The organism is Roseateles depolymerans, assembly GCF_003387155.1.
Classification (GTDB): Bacteria; Pseudomonadota; Gammaproteobacteria; order Burkholderiales; family Burkholderiaceae_C; genus Roseateles; species Roseateles depolymerans.
This window is the reverse complement of sequence record NZ_QUMT01000001.1, coordinates 1,319,202-1,337,799: the sequence shown is the minus strand read 5'-3', so window position 1 is coordinate 1,337,799 and position 18,598 is coordinate 1,319,202. Positions and strand designations below refer to the sequence as shown.

Here is an 18,598-nt window from a genome sequence, read left to right as displayed (position 1 = left end):
CAATCGGTCCTGGGTCATGCGGGCCCCGTCACGCTGTCCGTCTGGCCGTCCACCCCGGGACCCTTGCCACGCGCTTCCGGCAGGCCGGAGAGCACGCCGCGATAACCGATGAGCTGCTGCCCCAGCCGCACGCCCGGCAATGCGATGTGCATCTCCCGGATCGTGGCTTCATGCGGGCCCATGCGGCGCTTGACCACCGACAGGGCCCGGCGGATTTGTGCATCGGTCTCGAAGTAGCGCATCAGGATGGCGGCGTCAGCCAGGTAGGTCACGTCCAGCGGCGTCGCCGATTCACCAACGATGCCCTGCTGGTTCAGCGTCAGCAGCGTGGCCACGCCGCGGTTGGACAGATAACTCAGCAGCTCGTGCATGTGCATGGCCAGATGCTTCTCGTCCGGCATGGCGGTGAGGTAGCCGTTGAGCGAGTCGATCACGACCATCCGGGCGCCCTCTTCCTCCACCTTGCGGCGGATCAGGTGCGCAAACTCGCCGGGCGAGAACTCCGCCGGGTCGATCTGGCGCAGCGACACCCGGCCCTGGTCGATCAGAGCGCGGGTGGGCATGCCCAGCGCATCGGCACGGGCGAGGAAGGCGCGGCGGGTCTCGTCAAAGAGGAAAGCCGCCACGTGACCGCCCTGCCGGGCCGACTCGTTCATGAACTGCATGCACAGCGTGCTTTTGCCGATGCCCGACGGCCCGGTCGCCAGCAGGCTGGACCCCAGGTCCAGGCCGCCGCCCATCATGGCGTCCAGGTCCTCGCAGCCGCTGCTGGCCAGGCCCGCGGTGACCGGCGTGTCATGCTCATTGGCCACCAGGCGGGGATAAACGACCACCCCACCGGTTTCGATCGAGATGTCGTGAAAGCCCTCCCGCACCGGCACGCCGCGCATCTTGTGCACCTGCAGGCGGCGGCGCTGCTTGCCGTAGTCGGGCGCATGCTGGTAGAGCGTGATGATGCCGTGCACCACGCCCTCGCCGGCGGTGTCCGAGGTCGAATCGATGCCGGCCTCCTGGATCAACAGCACCGTGGCGCCCAGCTCCGAGAAATGCTCGCGCAGCTTGAGCAACTGGCGCCGGAAACGCAGCGGGTCCCGGGCCAGCAGCTTCACGTCGGAGAAAGGGTCGAACACCACCCGGGTCGGGCGAAGGTTCTGAGTGACGGACAGGATGCGGCCGACGACGTCGTTCAGCTCCACATCGCTGGGGGAGAAAAACGAATAGTCGGCGTCGTCCGGGCCGTCGGAATCGGCGAGGTTGATGACGTCGATGCCGCTCAGGTCCCAGTCATGGGAGCGGGCGGTGGCGAGCAATTGGGACTCGGTCTCCGCCAGGGTGCACCAGAGCACCCGTTCCTCTTGCCGCCGTCCTTCCAGCAGGAATTGCAGGCCCAGCGTCGTCTTGCCAGCGCCCGAGGCACCCTCCAGCAGGTACAGATGGCCGGCCGGAAGACCGCCGCGCAGCACGTCGTCAAGGCCGGGGACGCCTGTGCTGACCTTGTCTGTGGGTGGGGCGACGGACGATGGATTCATGGGTGCCTCGTGAGGGAACTGCCCTCGTTTGGCAAGCTTCGGGCCCGGTGACGCCACTTTGCCCCGGGCGGGGCCACAATGCGGCCGGGTCCGTCGGCGGCCATCGGCCTTGTCTGACACAGTACGCTGAGGGTGTACGCCGGGGACCCTCGGCGCCCCTCCTCCTCCCTTCAACGCCTGCTACTGCCATGCTCCCTTCTTCCACGGTCTGGGTGTTCACCGGGCGCCGCGGCCCCTTCCCGGGCGGCATCTTCAGCGCGGTCGACCGGGCCGAAACCTGGATCCGCCAGCACCGCCTCACGGGCACGCTCACCGCCTATCCCCTGGACCAGGGCTGCTTCGACTGGGCCGAAGCAGCGGGCTGCACCGGCCTGTCCCGCGACAAGCTGGCCCTCAAGCGCCAGGAGCCCGACTTCATCGGCAGTTTCACCACCGCCGCGCAGGAACACTTCCACTACGACAACGGCGAACGGGTCTGACCCGCCCATGAAAAAGCGCCCGTCAAGACGGGCGCCGTAGGGCTCAGCGCGTGCAGCGATCAGGACCGTGCGGCCCTGAGGGCGCGGCTCACTTCAGCGTGTAGCTCTGCTGCGCCGTGTCATAGGCGGCGTTGCGGCTGGGGTCCCAGTAGGTGAAGTTGTAGCGCACCACGTCGCCCTTCTTCAGTCCGCTCACCGTGTAGGCATTGCCGCTGCCTTCCTTGGACATGCGGACATTGAGCTGGCCGCCGCCATTGACGGTGTAGTGCACATCCGCCCAGGTGCCAGTCGGCTCGCTGAACTTCACCGAGGTCGCGGTCGGCTGGCTGATGCCGGCAGGTGCGGGCTGGGTCGGCGGCTCCTGGGTGCTGGTGCCGGAGTCCCACACCACATCATCGATGGCGAACTGGAACTGGGACGTGGGCAGCCGATTCGCATCGCTGGAGATCATGAAGATGTCCGCGACCGATTGCAGCGCAATCTTCGGGCCGATCAGCGTCGAGACCGGAATCGTCGCCGTGCCCCAATCCCCATTGCGCACCAGGCCGAAGGTGGTGGTGCCCGCCGGGAAGTTCACCCACGACTGGTTGGTGTAGGTGTCGCCAATGCCGATGTTGAAGGACACATCCGCCGGAATCTTGATGCGGAACTTGACCGTGCCATTGCGGAAATTGCTCAGGTCGCGGATCTGACGGGACTGGATGCCGCCGCCGAACCATTGCCCCGGCGCGTTGTAGCTCCAGGCGATCACATTGCTGCCTTCAAACGGGGCGATGTTGCCCGCGCCGGACGAAGCGGTGTTCCACAGGAAGATGTCGGACGAGGTGCCGGCCACCAGCTTATTGTTGACCGTGGTATTGTCGGTGAACACACCGAACTTGCCCACCTCCGGCGTGATCTGGCTGCCCAGCTTCACTTCGCCCTTGCCGTCCAGTTGATAGACCCGCACATAGTCCACATACATCGTGGCGGGCAGCTGGGCCGTGACCTGCGACGGGTTGGCCGCATCGGTGAAGTTGCCGCCCACGGCCAGGTTCAGCAGCATGTAGAACGGGGCCTGCAGGGACGTGGACGTCACCGGCAGCGGCGCGTTGTACATGTCGTGCTCGCCATCGTTGTCGACCACTGTGAAGCGCATCTGGCTTTCGGTCCAGTACAGGCGGTATTTGACGAAGCGATTCGCCAGCGAGGCCTGCGGCTTGTACCAGTTCTTGGTCTGCCAGGCCGTGGACGCCGCGCAGGATTCATTGCCCGGCACGCAGGCCGCCTGGGCCCAGGTGATCACGTTGGCGCCGACGTAATAGTCCGGAGACGGAGCCCCCGCCGCGGACCATGCGGATGCGCGGTGGCCCTGCTCCATCATGTCGATCTCGCCATTGCGCGGCCACGTTTGCGGGCTGGTGCCCAGCAGCCAGGCGGCCGGCCACAGCCCGGTGGCCACGGACGGCGAGGCCATGCGCACCTCGATCATCCCGTACTGGATCTGCACCTTGCCGTAGGTGTCCACCTTGCCGGAAGTGAACTGGTTGCTGCCCACCGTCTGGCGCTGGGCGCGAATGGCCAGGGCCCGCGTGCCGGGCTCGAAAGGCACATCCGCAATGGAGAGGTTGTTGGGGCTGTAGTACTCCAGCTCCGCATTGCCGTAGCCGCACAGATTGATCTGGCAGCCATTGCCGTCGTAGGTGCGCCAGATGCTGGTGTTGAGCGAACTGCCGTTGAATTCATCGGACCACAACAGGCGGCCGATGGTCGGATTGGTCACACTGGCGCCAGCCTGCGCACTGGCCGCCACAAGCAGCCCCAGTGAGGCCGAGCGCAGCAGCGCCGACGAGGGGAAGCGAGGTGTCTGAAGTCCCATGGTTGTCTCCAAGAAAGGTCGGTGGGTGCGGGAGGGCACCGATCGGCGCCAGAGGCTGACGTTCTGCGACGGCGAGCCCCGGGCGGCTTCTCCAGCGCTGGTCATCCTAGACAAGAATGGCGGATTTTGAAACCGCTTTCAGACGAGAGGGGTTTCACAGGCGTGTGGCTTTGCAACGGGCTGAATCGGGCGTATCCGGGCGAGCGAAAACGGGACGGGTTTTCCCGGACGACGCTACGTCTGTTACCGTGATCGGGCGAGCGGATTGCCTCGGTGCAACGCTCGCTCTTCAGACGCAGGACCCCGCCATGACGCTCTCCCCCCAGCATCTTCAAGAACTGCAGCAAGCCCACGCGCTTCTGGAGAACCCGGGCTTCATGGCGCGCACGTCCCACCTGCTGGGGCGCCCGATTGAATACGCCTTGGCCGGATTGCCGAAGTCCGCCAAAGCCATCGTGGCGACGGCCACGGAAAAGGCGCTGAAGGTGACGCTGGCGGGCGCCCTGGGCACCATGGACAAGACCCCTGCCCTGGACTCTCCGCGCCTGCACAAGATGCTGGCCACCGTGAGTGGCGCGGCGGGTGGGTTCTTCGGACTGGCGGCCTTGCCGGTGGAACTGCCGGTGTCCACGGGGGTGATCTTCCGCTCCATTGCCGACATCGCCCGCGCCAATGGGGAAGACATCCACAGTGCCGAGGTCAAGCTCGAATGCCTGAAGGTGTTTGGCATGGGCGGGCCGACGGACAAGGACGACGCGGGCGAATCCGGCTACCTGGCGCTGCGCTCGAGCATGGCCAAGCTGCTGAGCGAGGCGGCGGACTACCTGGTGGCCAACGCCGTCGCAGGCGAAGGAGCGCCCGTGCTGGTGCGCGTGATCGCCGCCATCGCGGCGCGGTTCCAGGTGCAGGTCACCGAGAAGCTGGCCGCGCAGGCCGTGCCGGTGATCGGGGCGGTGGCGGGCGGCACCATCAACTTCCTGTTCGTGAGCCACTTCCAGGACATGAGCCGCGGGCATTTCACCGTGCGGCGACTGGAGCGGATCTATGGGTCGGAGGTGGTGCTGCAGGCGTATGAGCGGCTGGGGGCGGCATCGCCTCACGCGGCGGCTGCTTGAGCACCAGCCGGGGCCGGGGCAGCAGTGCGGTCATCGCGGACGCGTGATCGCGTTCACGTGATCGCGGCCCCCCATGGTCTGTCGTCATCGTTACAGGACGAGCCATCCAACCGGACTCCGCAGGCGCGACAATGTGCCCTGCCGCACCCTGGCACGTCGCCTGAGTTTCCTATGCACAAGCTTCGTCATCGTTCCCGCGCTGTCCTGATCGGCATGAGCATGGCCTTGCCCGTCCTCACAGTGGCGACCCAGGCGGCAGAGGTCACGCCGCTCAAGCCCCCTGGCGTCATGCTGGAGTTCGGCGAGTGGCGCGGCGGCGTTGGCACCCACCTGATCCCGGCCCCTTTTGACGGCCTGCCCGCCGCCCGTTGGCCGATGGACGGCTGGGTCTCGATGACGCTGGACGACCAGGCCGCGACCTTGACGCTCAAGCCCATCCCGTCCGCCGAGGCCAAGGTCCTGTTCAAGCCCATCCTCGACCAGGTGGCGCTCGCCCAGCGCGGCGGGGCGGACACGGACACGCCCTTGGCGGATGCATCGACGGGATCGGGACCCTACACGTCCTACATCCGCGTGCCGGGTCTTTCGCTCAAGCCGCGCGTGGTGCCGCTGCATCGATTCAAAAATGGCACCACCACGCTGGTGCCGGAACTGGGCTACCGCTTCCAGCTCAAGCTCGGCAACTTCCCCTACGCCTTCACCGTTCAGAATGGCTTCCGCACGCCGGATGGCCGCCCCTACGGCGAAGGCACCCAGTTCACCCTGGAGATGGACGGCGCGCGCTACGAGTACGACCTGGGCGGCTATGGATGGGATGTGCGACTCATCGCGCTGGGCGATTTCGATGGCGATGGAAAGCCGGACTTTTTGTTCTCGCTCAACGGCTCCAATTCCACCCATCAGGCCTTGGTCCTCTCCACCCAGGCCCGCCCGGGGCGCAATGCGCCGACGACTTACCTCACCGGCGTCGGCTGCTGACGGGCGCCAGGCAATGGCCGCTGAATGGCCCTTGCCGCGTCCTTGAAAGCCCCTTGGACACTCTGTCCTAGGGCAGTTTGTCCTAGGACAAAGTGTCCCTTCCCCGAACAAATCGAAGCGCCAACAATTCAGTCGCCTGAGTGACGGACTGAATCATGGACCCCCTGATCCTTGCGCGAATGCAGTTCGCGCTCAACATCACCTTTCACATCCTGTTCCCCACCATCACGATTGCATTGGGGTGGGTGCTGCTCTTCATGCTGTGGCGCTGGCGACGGACTGCAGAGCCGCGGTGGATGGCGGCCTATCAGTTCTGGACCAAGGTCTTTGCGCTGAGCTTTGCACTGGGCGTCGTGAGCGGCGTCACCATGAGTTTCCAGTTCGGCACCAACTGGCCGGGCTTCATGGAACGGGCCGGCAACATCGCCGGGCCGCTGCTGGGTTATGAAGTGCTCACGGCCTTCTTCCTGGAAGCGGGCTTCCTCGGCATCATGCTCTTTGGCCGCAACCGGGTGAGCCCGCGCGTGCATCTCGCGGCCACGGCCATCGTGGCGTTTGGCACCACGCTCAGTGCCTTCTGGATCCTGAGCCTCAATTCCTGGATGCAAACGCCCGCGGGCTATGAGATGCGGGACGGCGTGATGCATGCGACGAACTGGTGGGCCATCGTCTTCAATCCGTCCTTCCCCTATCGACTGGTGCACAAGCTGCTAGCGTCGGGCCTGACGGTGGCCTTCCTGCTCAGTGGCGTGAGTGCCTGGCAATTGCTCAAAGGCGTGCAAAGGCCGGAGACCCGCAGTGTGCTGCGCCTGGGGCTGACATTGGCTTCCGTGCTGATTCCGCTGCAGATCCTGGCCGGCGACATGCATGGTCTCAATACCTTGCAGCATCAGCCCGCCAAGATCGCGGCCATGGAAGGCGTATGGCAGACCGAGCGCGGAGCCCCGTTGCTGCTGTTTGCAGTGCCCGACGCACAGGCCCGCGAGAACAGATTCGAGATCGGCATTCCGCGACTGGCCAGCCTGATCCTCACCCACGATATCGACGGCGAGATCCGCGGCCTGAATGAGTTCCAGGGCGCTCACCCGCCGGTGAAGCCGCTGTTCTACGGTTTTCGGGTGATGGTGGGCGCGGGCATGCTGATGCTGGTGGCGGCCTGGGCCGGCCTGTGGGCGCTGCGGCGGTCGGGCTGGCAAAGCCTGCCCAGGCCATGGCTGTGGGTTCTGTCCGGCATGAGCTTCTCAGGCTGGGTGGCCACCGTAGCGGGCTGGTATGTCACGGAGATCGGTCGCCAGCCCTATGTGGTGTACGGGGTGCTGCGCACCGACACCTTGGCGTCCACCACCCCCAGCAGCTGGATTGCTGCTTCCCTGGCGGGTTATGCGACGGTGTATCTGGCGCTGCTGGTGGCGTATGTCGTGGCCATCAAGCGGATGGCCGAGAAGTCCGAAACGCCAGAGACGGCGGACAAGACCGAATTGATCGGACCGGGCGCCCTGCCCGCGCCCGCTGCACCCCTGAACTTTTCCCGGACCTTCGTATGAACACGATGATGAGCGCAATGCCGGCCGAAGGCGGATGGCTGCCCCTGATCTTCATGGCACTGCTGGGGGTATCGCTCCTGGTCTATGTGGTGCTGGACGGTTATGACCTGGGCGTGGGCCTGTTGTCCGGTCTGGCCACGGAGCAGGAGCGCGACCGGATGATCGCCTCCATCGGCCCCTTCTGGGACGCCAACGAGACCTGGCTGGTGCTGGCGGTCGGCTTGCTGCTGGTGGCCTTTCCCAAGGCGCAGGGCGTGGTGCTCACTGCCCTGTATGGACCGGTGGTGCTGATGCTGCTGGGGTTGATCCTGCGCGGCGCGGCATTTGATTTCCGGGCGAAGTCTGCGCCTTCGCAGAAGCGGGCCTGGGACATTGCCTTTTGCAGTGGCTCGGCCATGGCATCGGTGGCGCAGGGCTGGATGCTGGGCCGTTACGTGAGCGGCTTTGGGGACAGTGGCGCAGCGCTGCTGTTTTCCGCGCTCGTGGCGGTCTCGCTGCCGGCCTGCTATGCGCTGCTGGGCGCGGCCTGGCTGCTGATCAAGACGGAAGGTGACCTGCAGCGGCGCGCGGTGGCCTGGGCGAAGCGCGCCTGGCCTCTGGTGGTGGCGGGCCTGGTGGCGCTGTCGGTCGCTTCGCCCTGGCTGAGCCCGAGCATTCGCGAACGCTGGTTGGCATTGCCCGGCGCCATCGTGCTGGTGCCATTGCCCTTGATGGCACTGCTGGCCCTGGCGACCCTGCGCGGCCTGCTCAATTCCCACCGCGTGCTCGGAAAGCTGTGCTGGGCGCCGCTCGCGCTGATGGGCGTGGTGCTGACGCTGAGCTTCTTTGGCCTGTCCTACAGCCTCTTCCCGTATGTCGTGCCGGACCGGATGACGCTGTGGGATGCCGCCGCAGCGCCTGAGTCGCTCACCCTTTTGCTGGTGGGCGCGATGCTGCAGTTGCCGGTGATTGCGGCCTATTCGTGGTTTTCCTATCGGGTCTTCTGGGGGAAGGCGCAGGCACTCGGCTATTGATTGACGGGGGTGGGGGAAGTCCCCATCCCACCGATGGCGAGGAACTGGCCGGACAATGCCCTGCCCCTCGCCTTGCGTGGACCCGCTTAATTGCGCTGCATCACCAGCTTCTGCCCGGCCTGGATCAGCGTGACGGACGCTGCCTTGCCCGCTTCACCGCTGAATTCCAATTGAGCGCCGACCTGCGGAATTTCCACCCGTCGCGGGGTGCGCGCCTGAAGCTCAAACGCCGGTTGACGCGGGGCCTGGCCCATCAAGCGCCCCTTGTCGCTGACAAAGACCTTGATCGAGAACTGCGGGGCGCTGTAATCGCCGACCAATTCGTCCATCTGTGCAGCCGTCAATGACAGGGAGGCCTCTTCACGCGGCAGGTCCCCGCGGCGGTCCCAACGCTCGCCCTGTTTGTCGCCATTGTTGAAGACCTGCACGGCCACGACCTTGCCCTCCGCGTTTCTTTCCAGCTTCAGTTCGCTGACGGAGCCTTTGAAGGCGAAGTGATCAGTGCCCACGGGGACCAGAGGCAACACGCCACCGCCGGTCCGCTGACTGGTCAGCACGCCCTCCGTCACACGCAGGGTGCGGGTTTGCTGCTCGCCATTGCCGTAGACGCCTTCGGCCGCGCGGAGCTGCTCTGGCGACACTGCGACAGGGACGGGATCGGGAAACGGCTCGCCAATGGCGAACGCGGCCAGCTTTTGCGCCAGGGTGACGTCCGCGCCTCCACCGGTGTCGCTGTTGCGCAGAATGACCACCGTGGTCTTGCTCGCCGGCAGGTAATCCAGCACCGACACGAATCCGTGAATGCCGCCGGTGTGCATCAACACCACCTGGTCGCGCAGCGTGACGCTGGAAATGCCGAAGCCATATCGGGACGCCTTGGCGGCTCCCTCGGGGGTGGTCATGCCGGCATAGCTGGCCTTGCTCAGCAGCTTGCCGCCGTGCAGGGCCTGATTCCAATGCCACAGCGCTTCCGTATTGGCGATCAAGGCGCCGGCCGCGTGCGGCTGCGTCATGCTGACGAGACCGGCGGGTGCCACAGCGCCTGCGCTGTTGGTGGTGTAGCCACGCGCCAGGCCCTTGAAGAGCTTGTCACCCGCCTCGTAGGAGATGCTGTTGATGCCGGCCGGTTTGAGCAGCAAGCCGTCGACCGCCTGGTACCAGGGCTGTCCGGAGATCTTCTCCACCACGGCCCCGACCAGCACATAGCCGGAATTGTTGTAGGCCCAGCGCTCGCCGGGGGCGAAGTCGACGGGCTGATCCTTGAATTCGTTGATGAGCTCGTCGGTGCTCAAGTCACGCCGCACCGGATTGCCCATGTAGCCCGGAATGCCGGTGTAGCTCTTCACGCCGGAGGTGTGGTTGAGCAGCTGGCGCAGGGTGATCTTGCTGGCGTTGGGGTAGTCCGGCAGAAAGCGGGACAAGGGGTCGTCCAGCTTGGCCTTGCCTTCGTCGATCTGCTTGAGCAGCGCCGCGGCGGCAAACTGCTTCGTCACCGAGCCAATGCGCAGCAACTGGTCCGGCTGCATGGGCACGCCGAGCTCGATGCTGGCCATGCCACGGGCGCCCTTGTAGAGCAACTGATCACCCCGGGCGACCAGCACCGTTACCCCCGGGGTGTCCGGTCCGAAGTTTTGTTCGTCCAGCAGCTTGTTGGCATAGGCCGTCATGGCGGCGGGCGTCGCGGGCGGGCCCGCGTGGACGGCACCGGCCAGCAGCGAAAGGAGAACGGCGACGGGAATCTGAAGTGGGCGCATCGGTCAAGGCTCAGGGTTGGAATGGCGCGGAGTATCTGGGCGAGCCGCCACAACAGCGGTTGCCTTGCGACAGACTGCAAGATGGCAGGCATAGAGTGCTCTGCCGGCGCAGTATGGGCCAGACCATCCAATGACCGAATCAGGGAGGACCCAGGCGAGCGACGCCTCTCAATTCAACCGGAAAGCGTTCACCACCTGCTTCAACTGTTCAGCCTGATGCTTCAAGCTCTCTGCGGCGGACGCACTCTGCTCCACCAACGCGGCGTTCTGCTGGGTGGTCTGATCCAGTTCGCCGACTTCGCCGGTGACCGAGCCCACGCTCTCCGTCTGGCGTCGTGAGGCTGCGCTGATGTCCTCGATCAATGAGGCCACACGCGCCACCTGCGTCACGATGTTGTCCATGGATTCACCGGCCTCGCCAACGAGCCGGGAGCCTGCATCCACCTTCTCGACGCTGGCATTGATCAACACCTTGATTTCCTTCGCAGCCGCAGCGCTGCGTTGCGCCAGACTCCGAACCTCGGACGCCACCACGGCAAAGCCGCGACCTTGCTCCCCGGCCCGTGCAGCCTCCACGGCCGCATTCAGCGCCAGGATATTGGTCTGAAACGCGATGCCATCAATCACGCCGATGATGTCGGAGATCTTCCTGGACCGGGTGGCGATTTCTTCCATGGTGGCAATGACCTGCCCCACCACATCGCCCCCCTGCACGGCGGCCTGACTGGCGGTGCTGGCCAGCTCAGTGGCCTGTGCGGCGGTCTCTGCATTCGCTTGGATGGACGTGTTGATCTCCGCCATGGACGACGCCGTGCGAGCCAGGCTGGACGCCTGCTGCTCCGTGCGGACCGACAGATCCCCATTGCCCATTGCGATCTCGGCGGCCCCTGTGGCAATGGATTCGGACGCCTGACGCACTTGACCCACCACCCGCGCAAGGCCTTGCTGCATCGAGCCCAGCGAGGCCAGCACACTGCCCGCGGCAGCCCGTTCCGCCCCTGACACCGGTTGCAGGTCGCCCTCGGCCACGCGCCGGGCCGCAGCGCCCAACTCTGCCGGCTCCGCACCGAGTTGCACGACGATGCTGCGGGCAAGGATCCAGGCGAGCAGGCCACCCGCCACAAGGGCCAGCAACAAGGAAATCAGCATGGCGTTGCGGAAGGTGCTGGCTTGCTCATGGGCGCGCCGGTTCTCCGCCTGAATCCGCGCCTCTTCATAGTCGATGAGCTTGTTGATGGATGCCAGCCAGCGCACGTACTGTGGCTTGGCGTCGCTCCACAGCTTGGCTTTGGCCTCTTCCAGGTTTCCGCGCTCCACCGCAGCCACGATGGCGCTGGTGGTCGCGACCGCGTCGGCTTCGATCTTCTTGATGCCGTCGTACAGCTCCCCCACCTCCTTTGCATGCGCGGAGCTTGCAATCAGCCGTTCCAGGGGGGCTGCCGAGGCAGCGTAAAAGGCCGCGAGCTTGCTGATGGCCTCGACTTCCTGCTTTCGCTCCTCCGGAGTGGTGGCTGCCACTACATCACGAATCGCGATGGACCGGTCATGGGCCGAGCCCCGGAAATTGATGGCGTGACGCTGAATGGATGCATTCTCTTCACTGTTGGCAGACAGTGCTGCATTGATCACCCCCACCTTTGCAATGCCGTAGACGGTGACGACCACCATAAAGGTCAGCACGACTGCAAAGCCGCCGTAGAGGCGCTTGGCCACGGAGATATCGCTTAATTTCATAGCCTGTGCAAATTGGGATTGATGTTTCGATTGATCTTAACAATCCACTCAGGCGACATGTCTCCAAATGATTCAGAAACGCGAGAACAATTTGACAGAAATGGACACCGGCCTCGGGGGAAGTCGTGCCCTCAAGCGGCGCTGGTGCTGACGGGCGGGACGCGGCCCGTCCGCGACTGGCCGGACTCGGGCGCCGGACAGCCCATGGCCAGATACACCGCCAAAGCGGCCTGTGCGTCGTCCGCGGCGTATTGCAGTTGCTCGGGCGTCAGCGATCGATTCTTCCAGTTCGACGTCGTGGCCTTCTTGGACTTCCTGAGCCGCTCCCCCAGCACGATGGCCACCGACGCCTTGGCACCCACCATCTGCTTGTAGCCCAGCGCCCGGAATGCCAGCGCCACATCCACCACGTTCTGCATCTCGACGCCGAACTTGCGCAGCAAGGAACCGCGGTCCGATTGAAGACCAAAGCCGACCTTGAGCAGGTGGGGAGATTCCAGGCAGTCGAGCAGCACCTCCGGCAGCGTGCTCCCCCCGACCTGGAAGATGAAGGCGTCATTCATCGTGGCCAGCTGGATGATGTGCGGTCCATCGGACGCCTCGCCCGCCTGGAACACGGGCTTGGTCTCGGTGTCGAAACCAACGATGCCGGCCTCGGCCATCCGCTCGAGTGCAAAGGCTTCGTCCGCCGGACTTTGCACCACGCGGATTCGCTCCAGCGGCAATTGGCGGTACGGGGGAAGTGCCGCGATGACGTCCTTGGACGGTGGCTCCAGGCGTGGGTGACGGGGGGAGTGACCGGGCGGTATCCGCCGCTCGTGCAAGCGCGTCGGCTGCGTGGTGTTCATATCCGGGTCCATGGTTGGGCATCACTTTATCCTTCCTCAACACTGGGGATGCGCAGGGTGGCTTGCCTAAAAACTGGCTTGAGCGATTGCGAGGTCCCCCATGAACCGAGTTTCGAGCCAGCAGCCGGTGCTTGGCCGCGTGCGGAGAGTCGCGGCGTTGGCAGGCTTGCTGTCGCTTGGGCGATGGGGTGTTTGACCCCGCTGCCGTTTCAAAGCAATGCGGTGCCGCGGTCATGCTGCGGACGCTGCAGGAGCGTGGCGTCGTGTGACTGGGGTCAAGGCAGCGCAATGGTGATGGGTGACGCTTTCTTGTTGCCCCGTTTGCGCTCCTGAAAGAGGGTGATGGTGGCCTTGCCGTCTTGCTCTCTCCATTCGAACTTTTCAGGACTGCCAACGTACTTCTTCGTGACCTCGGTGAAACGATTCAGCGGTGCGTTGAACAAGAGCAACTTGCCAGAACGGCCATCCTTTAGCAGCGCGTATTTGCCCGACGGCGAGATGGAGACTTCAGTTCGACTGCATTGGCAAAGCTGCTGCTCCCGGAAGTAGAAAAAGGCGAAATGCCCTATGCCTTCCCAGTGGCTCGCCGGATTGACCACCTCACGCTCCACCAGACGAAATCCGAAACCCATGTCCTCTGAAGTTTCAGACAGGACTTGCCCTGGCTTCCATTTCGACGGGTCCATGTCCTGCGCGTGGCACAGGCCAAAACTGATCGCGAATGCAAGGAACGCGACTTTCGGCGTCAGAGTCATGGTTTGATTCTAGACCGGGGCCGTGCAGCGTCGCATGAGCGAGCGTCCTGTCTCACAGCAACGTCGGGGAATCTCCGGCGCCCCAGATCGACTGCTTTCCGGAAGCCGTCCCACTCCTCGCTCCGATTCCACCCCACCGGCGAAGCCTCTCCCCTTGATGGGGGAGTTATCGCGTCACTGGCGATTTCGCGGTGGTGGGTGTCTAGAATCCAGCGCCGCCTAGTGTCCTGTCCTGCTGATACGTGAGCAAAGTCGATGCAGCTTCTCAAGGATCGAGTCGGCGGTAGCAGTCCACTTGAACGGCTGGCAGTTCGCGTTGTATCCAGCGGCGAAGTGGTCAATGCGCTGCACGAGTTGCTTAACGCTGGTGAACGAACCGCGGCGGGTAGCCTTGTCGGTGATCAGCGCGAAGAAGCGCTCGACCTGGTTCAGCCACGAGCTGTAGGTGGGGATGAAGTGCAGGTGCCAGCGCGGCCTCGTGGCCAACCAGGCCTTGACCTTCGGGTGGCTGTGGGTGGCGTAGTTGTCGCAGATGCAGTGAATGTCCAACTCGGCAGGCACCGCCTTGTCGATGTCGCGCAAGAAGGACAGGAACTCCTGATGCCGGTGACGCGGCTTGCAGGCAGCCAGCACGGCGCCATTGAGCACGTTCAACGCCGCGAACAGCGTGGTTGTGCCGTGACGCTTGTAGTCGTGCGTGACGCCCTCGACGTAGCCGAAGCCCATGGGCAGCATCGGCTGCGTGCGCTCCAGCGCCTGGCATTGGCTCTTCTCATCCACGCAGATGACCAGCGCGTTGTCCGGAGGGCTCAGGTACAGGCCAACCACGTCGCGCAGCTTCTCAATGAAGAAAGGGTCGTTGGACAGCTTGAAGCTCTCGGTGCGATGCGGCTGCAGCCCGAAGAGCTGGAAGTAGCGCTGCACGCTGGTCTTGGAGATGCCGGTCTCGGCGGCCACGGTGCGCACGCTCCAGTGCGTCGAGCCATTGGCCGGTTTCGTATGCAGCGTGGTCTTGATCAACTGCGCCACACGCTCATCGTGGATCGTGCGAGGCTTGCCCGGGCGCACATCGTCATACATCCCGGGGATGCGTCGCTCGATGAAGCGCGTGCGCCACTCACCCACGGTGGCCTTGGTGAGCTTCAGGCGCGCGGCAATGGCGCTGTTGAGTTCGCCGTCTGTGCTGCTGAGAACGATGCACGCCCGCGTGCTCAACGCAGCAGGCAGCGAGCGGCTGCGAGCAAACGACTGAAGCTGCGCGCGCTCCTCTTCAGTCAGCAGCTATTCAACCTTCGGTCGGCCTGTCCTCATTGCGGTATCCCGGTTCCAAGACGCCGCAATGGTATGCAGGATTAATGCTAGAAACTAACGGGACATGACACTAGGAACGAGCGTCAGGGGACTTTTCGGGCGCTTCGTTCAGGCGGGCCGAGCAGGCAGCAAAGAGCATTACGCTTGATCGCCGTAAGGAGCCCTTGGATCGAAGGCTCCAGAAGGCCAGCTGCTATCGCCTGCGGGTACCGGTCGTCGCTTTGATCGACAGCTTGTCTGCGTCGAGCCGCCCTGTCAGGCTGTCAGCGTCCATGCTCTTAGGCGGCGAGCGGGCCGGGAGGTGTGGAAGATGGTGGGAGCGATAGGTGACCTACGTCGGATATTTCGAACGCCGATCTCCGCGCTGCGCTGATGGTGGTGTGATCTCCGGCACGAGAGGATGCGGTCCTCTGCGACACGCTCTCGATGGGGAATCATGGCCAACTTCGTAAAGGTGGCGAGCCTGCCTCGCCAGGCCGCTCAGGCCACAAGGTCGGCGGGCGCCGGGGAGCATCCGCTCCTGGCAAATAGCCCGCGATTGCTGGCGCAACGCCAATTGATCGATCGTACCTTTGGTGCTTATGGCGCTCGTGTGGTGGCTTCTCGGCAGGTCGTGCAACGGGTGCCGTTCGCGGGGTGCGAGACCAACAATACGGCCGACAACGACAAACTCTTCCTCCTATACCGCGATTGCGACATCGATCAGCTTTATCGCTTGCATCGACAGATCCTCCAGGAGGATCCCGCCACTCGCGACGTGGCGAACAGCACCCTGCACCTTCGGGAAATCATCCGACTCATCAACCTGATGCAGATGCAGGCGATTCCGGGAGCCTCTGCTGCTCAGGGCAACACTATGGTCTCGGGGAATCTGGTCCTCGACGACACGCAGTTGCTGGGGTGGGCGCCGATTGTCGGTGCGGGCCCTACGCCGGATCCCAATGCTTTCCCACTCGACAAGGCGATCCCTGAATATCGGATCTCCCAGAATGACGCCGAGGGCAAGACCCTGACGTATCTGTTCTACCTGATTCGGCAGAACCTCGCGCGCATCAGTCACGCCGATGAACTGACCATCAACATCAAGGGTACTAATGGTCCCTGCAATGGATGCAAGGATCGCACCGACGCCTTTGTAGAGCGTGTGGAGGCGGCGCTACGTGAGGTCCATGTGCTCGGCAAGCCCTTGGCCATTCGGGTCAGAGTTGAATACATGAATGCTCCGCGGAGGAAGAACCGCGGGAGCGGCGGGAACAGGCCACCGGTGCGTACCCTATACGGATGGACGGGGGACCAGCAGGAGAGCCTGGACGATCTGGAACCGGTCGAAGCGTTCACGCATACGTCAGTCAGGGTGTTGCAGCCGTAGGGGCCAAGGTCGCCGTGGCAACAGGGACGTTCTCAGGGCACCGATACACGTTGTCCGCGCCCACGAACGAGGCGGACACCGTGCGGCCCTCCAAGCGCAGAGTGGGCTCGGGTGAACCTGCATCACTCTGCACATGCGACGCACGCTGTGCTGGCGCTCGTACTTCTTGATTAACGCACGCCGTCGGAGACGGCTGGTCTCGGCGCGCTGCTGGCGCTGGTGCTGGCGTTGATCGCCGGCGTCTACGACGTCTGGCGGCCGCGGGACGTGGCGCCCATCCTCACGTCGACCTTGAAGGAGTCGACCATGCTGATGTTCATCATCGGCATGTCGCTGCTGTTCTCGTACGTGATGAGCTACCTGCACATAAGCTAACGCGTAAGCGTGAGTTCCTGGAGGAGATGGAGCATGTGGTGCCCTGGGCCGTGTTGGTCCAGGTGGTGCAGCCGTATTACCCGAAGGCCAAGACCGGCAGACCGCCGTTTGGCATCGAGACCATGCTGCGCATCCACTACCTGCAGCAGTGGTTTGGGCTGTCGGATCCCGCGATGGAAGAGGCCCTGCACGACGTGCCGCTGTACCGGGAGTTCGCCTGGCTGGACGGCGCGGCGGATCGCCTGCCCGACGAGACGACCATCCTGAGGTTCCGGCATCTGCTGGAGAAGCACAACCTGGCGGTGGACATGCTTCGAGTGGTCAACGATCTGTTGCAGCACAAGGGTTTGATGCTGCGCTCCGGAACCGCTGTGGATGCGACGCTGATCTCGGCGCCGAGCTCGACCAAGAATGCCGACGGGGCACCGTGACGGCTTCGCTGATGCTCCGAAAACTTGGCAGCTATCCACGCCAGAACGGCCTGGCCGTGGCCCTGCGCGAGTTGGGCCGTATCGAGCGCACGCTGTTCATCCTGGACTGGCTGCAATGCGTCGAGCTGCGCCGCCGCGTGCATGCTGGACTGAACAAGGGCGAAGCCCGCAACGCGCTGGCTCGTGCTGTGTTCTTCAATCGGCTGGGTGAAATCCGCGACCGCAGTTTCGAGCACCAGCGCTACCGAGCCAGTGGTCTCAACTTGGTGACGGCGGCCATCGTTCTGTGGAACACGGTCTACCTGGAGCGGGCTGCACACGGGCTGCGTGGCAACGGCCATGCCGTCGATGACGGCTTGTTGCTGTACCTGTCGCCGCTAGGCTGGGAACACATCAATCTGACTGGCGACTACCTCTGGCGCAGCAGCGCCAAGATCGGTGCGGGCAAGTTCAGGCCGTTACGACCGCTGCAACCGGCTTAGCGTGCTTTATTTTCCGTTTTCTGAGGCGACCCCACTGAGTGCCCACCAACCTGATTGGCCACCCAGCCCATCGGTGGTGCCACGCCAGTCTTGACGTCAGGCGTCAGGCGGTGCGGACGCCACCGATGCTGCTGACGCGGCTCCAGGCGCTCGCGCTGTCGGGGATGAGCTGCAGCGTCAGCCCACAGGCGGAAAAAGCGTCCCGAATGGCGCGCAATGACTGGAAGTGCGCTCCGGGAAGCACCGCTGGCGCGAGGTCGTACCGGCAGGTGACCCGCGCAGCGCCTGGGCTCATGGAGGCCCCAACAAGCCGGACCTGGCGGGGCGCGGCGCCGAGCAGCGTCGTCACGATGTCGATCGCGTCCGCAGCCGGCAAGCCAGCGCGCGGCGCCTGGTGTGTGGCGGCAACCTGTGCCATAGCGTCGCCTGGCAGAGCGTCGTGTGCCGGTCCCGATGGGCAGTCACCGCGTCGCGCAGCCAGTGCCCGGGCCATTCCCAGCCGATAAAGCGCGTACTGCTGTTTCACCCGCAGATCGGTCAGGGAGCGATACATCGTCACCGTGATCTCGCGAAACGCCTGCCGATGCAACTGACTCAGCGCCTCCGTCCAGGCTTGCCAGTCGCGACTCCAGGGGGCCTGCGAGAACAAGTCGGGCCGAAGGATGCCCGCAGCCAGGTAGGAGCGGCCGACCGACGGGCCTTCGGGCGTCCATTCGGCGGCGTGTTTGTCGAAGCCAGCGGCGTCAATCACCGCGACGTCGAGGTCAGAGCGGCCGGGAGCAAACCGACGCAACGTAAGCAGCGACCGGCCAAAACGGCCCGACCCCACAATCTGAACATTGCCTGCGTTCACGGAGAAGCGGCGAGCCACGGCCTCCATGACCGCCTGCGCCTCGTCCGGGAACTTGGTCTGGACCCAGGGGCAGTGATCCGGCTCAATCAGGCTCGCCAGCGCGGCTTGCACATCCTTCGCCGTGTCAAGCCGGTCGAACAGTCGCTTCCAATCGCATGCATCCATGGCGA

The 18,598-nt window shown here is 64.4% G+C and carries 14 protein-coding genes and 3 pseudogenes; 9 read left to right on the top strand and 8 right to left on the bottom strand.

Annotation, left to right across the window (positions count from 1 at the left end; genetic code table 11):
• Positions 1-14 precede the first annotated feature (14 nt).
• Positions 15-1,529 carry an ATPase domain-containing protein gene (locus DES44_RS05930; protein ID WP_083525704.1) on the bottom strand — a complete coding sequence of 505 codons (1,515 nt, stop codon included), beginning with the start codon at positions 1,527-1,529 and terminating at the stop codon, positions 15-17.
• Between the two features lie 188 nt (positions 1,530-1,717).
• On the opposite strand from DES44_RS05930, the gene DES44_RS05925 reads away from it, so the two are divergent.
• Complete coding sequence (locus DES44_RS05925; RefSeq protein WP_058935796.1) at positions 1,718-2,008, top strand: DUF7710 domain-containing protein; 291 nt, start codon at positions 1,718-1,720, stop codon at positions 2,006-2,008.
• An 88-nt stretch (positions 2,009-2,096) separates the two neighbouring features.
• Here the strand turns inward: DES44_RS05925 and DES44_RS05920 are convergent, their stop codons facing one another.
• Positions 2,097-3,866: a glycoside hydrolase family 16 protein gene (locus DES44_RS05920; RefSeq protein ID WP_058935797.1), complete on the bottom strand. Its 1,770-nt coding sequence runs from the start codon at positions 3,864-3,866 to the stop codon at positions 2,097-2,099.
• A gap of 308 nt (positions 3,867-4,174) precedes the next feature.
• Between DES44_RS05920 and DES44_RS05915 the strand changes: the two genes are divergently transcribed.
• The 4 genes from DES44_RS05915 (at position 4,175) to DES44_RS05900 (ending at position 8,516) form a co-directional block, all read left to right on the top strand.
• Positions 4,175-4,981: an EcsC family protein gene (locus tag DES44_RS05915; RefSeq protein ID WP_058935798.1), complete on the top strand. Its 807-nt coding sequence runs from the start codon at positions 4,175-4,177 to the stop codon at positions 4,979-4,981.
• A gap of 171 nt (positions 4,982-5,152) precedes the next feature.
• Positions 5,153-5,959 (top strand): hypothetical protein, encoded by an 807-nt coding sequence (locus tag DES44_RS05910; protein WP_058935799.1) that lies wholly within the window; start codon positions 5,153-5,155, stop codon positions 5,957-5,959.
• A 155-nt stretch (positions 5,960-6,114) separates the two neighbouring features.
• Positions 6,115-7,503 (top strand): cytochrome ubiquinol oxidase subunit I, encoded by a 1,389-nt coding sequence (locus DES44_RS05905; RefSeq protein WP_058935800.1) that lies wholly within the window; start codon positions 6,115-6,117, stop codon positions 7,501-7,503.
• Positions 7,500-8,516, top strand: a complete 1,017-nt coding sequence (locus DES44_RS05900; RefSeq protein ID WP_058935801.1) for a cytochrome d ubiquinol oxidase subunit II — start codon at positions 7,500-7,502, stop codon at positions 8,514-8,516. Before DES44_RS05905 ends, DES44_RS05900 begins: the two co-directional genes overlap by 4 nt.
• An 86-nt stretch (positions 8,517-8,602) precedes the next feature.
• Here the strand turns inward: DES44_RS05900 and DES44_RS05895 are convergent, their stop codons facing one another.
• From DES44_RS05895 to DES44_RS05875, 5 genes are all read right to left on the bottom strand, one after another.
• Complete coding sequence (locus DES44_RS05895) at positions 8,603-10,270, bottom strand: serine hydrolase domain-containing protein (protein WP_058935802.1); 1,668 nt, start codon at positions 10,268-10,270, stop codon at positions 8,603-8,605.
• Positions 10,271-10,438: 168 nt separating this feature from the next.
• Positions 10,439-12,004 carry a methyl-accepting chemotaxis protein gene (locus tag DES44_RS05890; protein ID WP_058935803.1) on the bottom strand — a complete coding sequence of 522 codons (1,566 nt, stop codon included), beginning with the start codon at positions 12,002-12,004 and terminating at the stop codon, positions 10,439-10,441.
• Positions 12,005-12,135: 131 nt separating this feature from the next.
• Positions 12,136-12,852, bottom strand: a complete 717-nt coding sequence (locus tag DES44_RS05885; protein ID WP_170156608.1) for a 3'-5' exonuclease — start codon at positions 12,850-12,852, stop codon at positions 12,136-12,138.
• Positions 12,853-13,127: 275 nt separating this feature from the next.
• Positions 13,128-13,607 (bottom strand): hypothetical protein, encoded by a 480-nt coding sequence (locus tag DES44_RS05880; RefSeq protein WP_147306968.1) that lies wholly within the window; start codon positions 13,605-13,607, stop codon positions 13,128-13,130.
• Positions 13,608-13,826: 219 nt separating this feature from the next.
• Positions 13,827-14,888 (bottom strand): IS630 family transposase, encoded by a 1,062-nt coding sequence (locus DES44_RS05875; protein WP_058935806.1) that lies wholly within the window; start codon positions 14,886-14,888, stop codon positions 13,827-13,829.
• 466 nt (positions 14,889-15,354) lie between these two features.
• Here DES44_RS05875 and DES44_RS05870 point away from each other — a divergent pair, with 466 nt between their 5' ends.
• From DES44_RS05870 to DES44_RS05855, 4 genes and pseudogenes are all read left to right on the top strand, one after another.
• Positions 15,355-16,287 carry a hypothetical protein gene (locus DES44_RS05870; protein WP_116001328.1) on the top strand — a complete coding sequence of 311 codons (933 nt, stop codon included), beginning with the start codon at positions 15,355-15,357 and terminating at the stop codon, positions 16,285-16,287.
• Positions 16,288-16,464: 177 nt separating this feature from the next.
• Positions 16,465-16,659 (top strand): annotated as a pseudogene (locus DES44_RS05865) (TRAP transporter large permease); the annotation flags it as partial.
• 20 nt (positions 16,660-16,679) lie between these two features.
• A pseudogene (locus tag DES44_RS05860) lies at positions 16,680-17,084 on the top strand (IS5 family transposase); the annotation flags it as partial.
• Positions 17,078-17,575: pseudogene (locus DES44_RS05855) on the top strand (Tn3 family transposase); the annotation flags it as partial. The pseudogenes DES44_RS05860 and DES44_RS05855, both read left to right, overlap by 7 nt.
• A 103-nt stretch (positions 17,576-17,678) precedes the next feature.
• Here DES44_RS05855 and DES44_RS05850 read toward each other — a convergent pair.
• Positions 17,679-18,593, bottom strand: a complete 915-nt coding sequence (locus DES44_RS05850) for a hypothetical protein (protein ID WP_058935809.1) — start codon at positions 18,591-18,593, stop codon at positions 17,679-17,681.
• Positions 18,594-18,598: the final 5 nt, after the last annotated feature.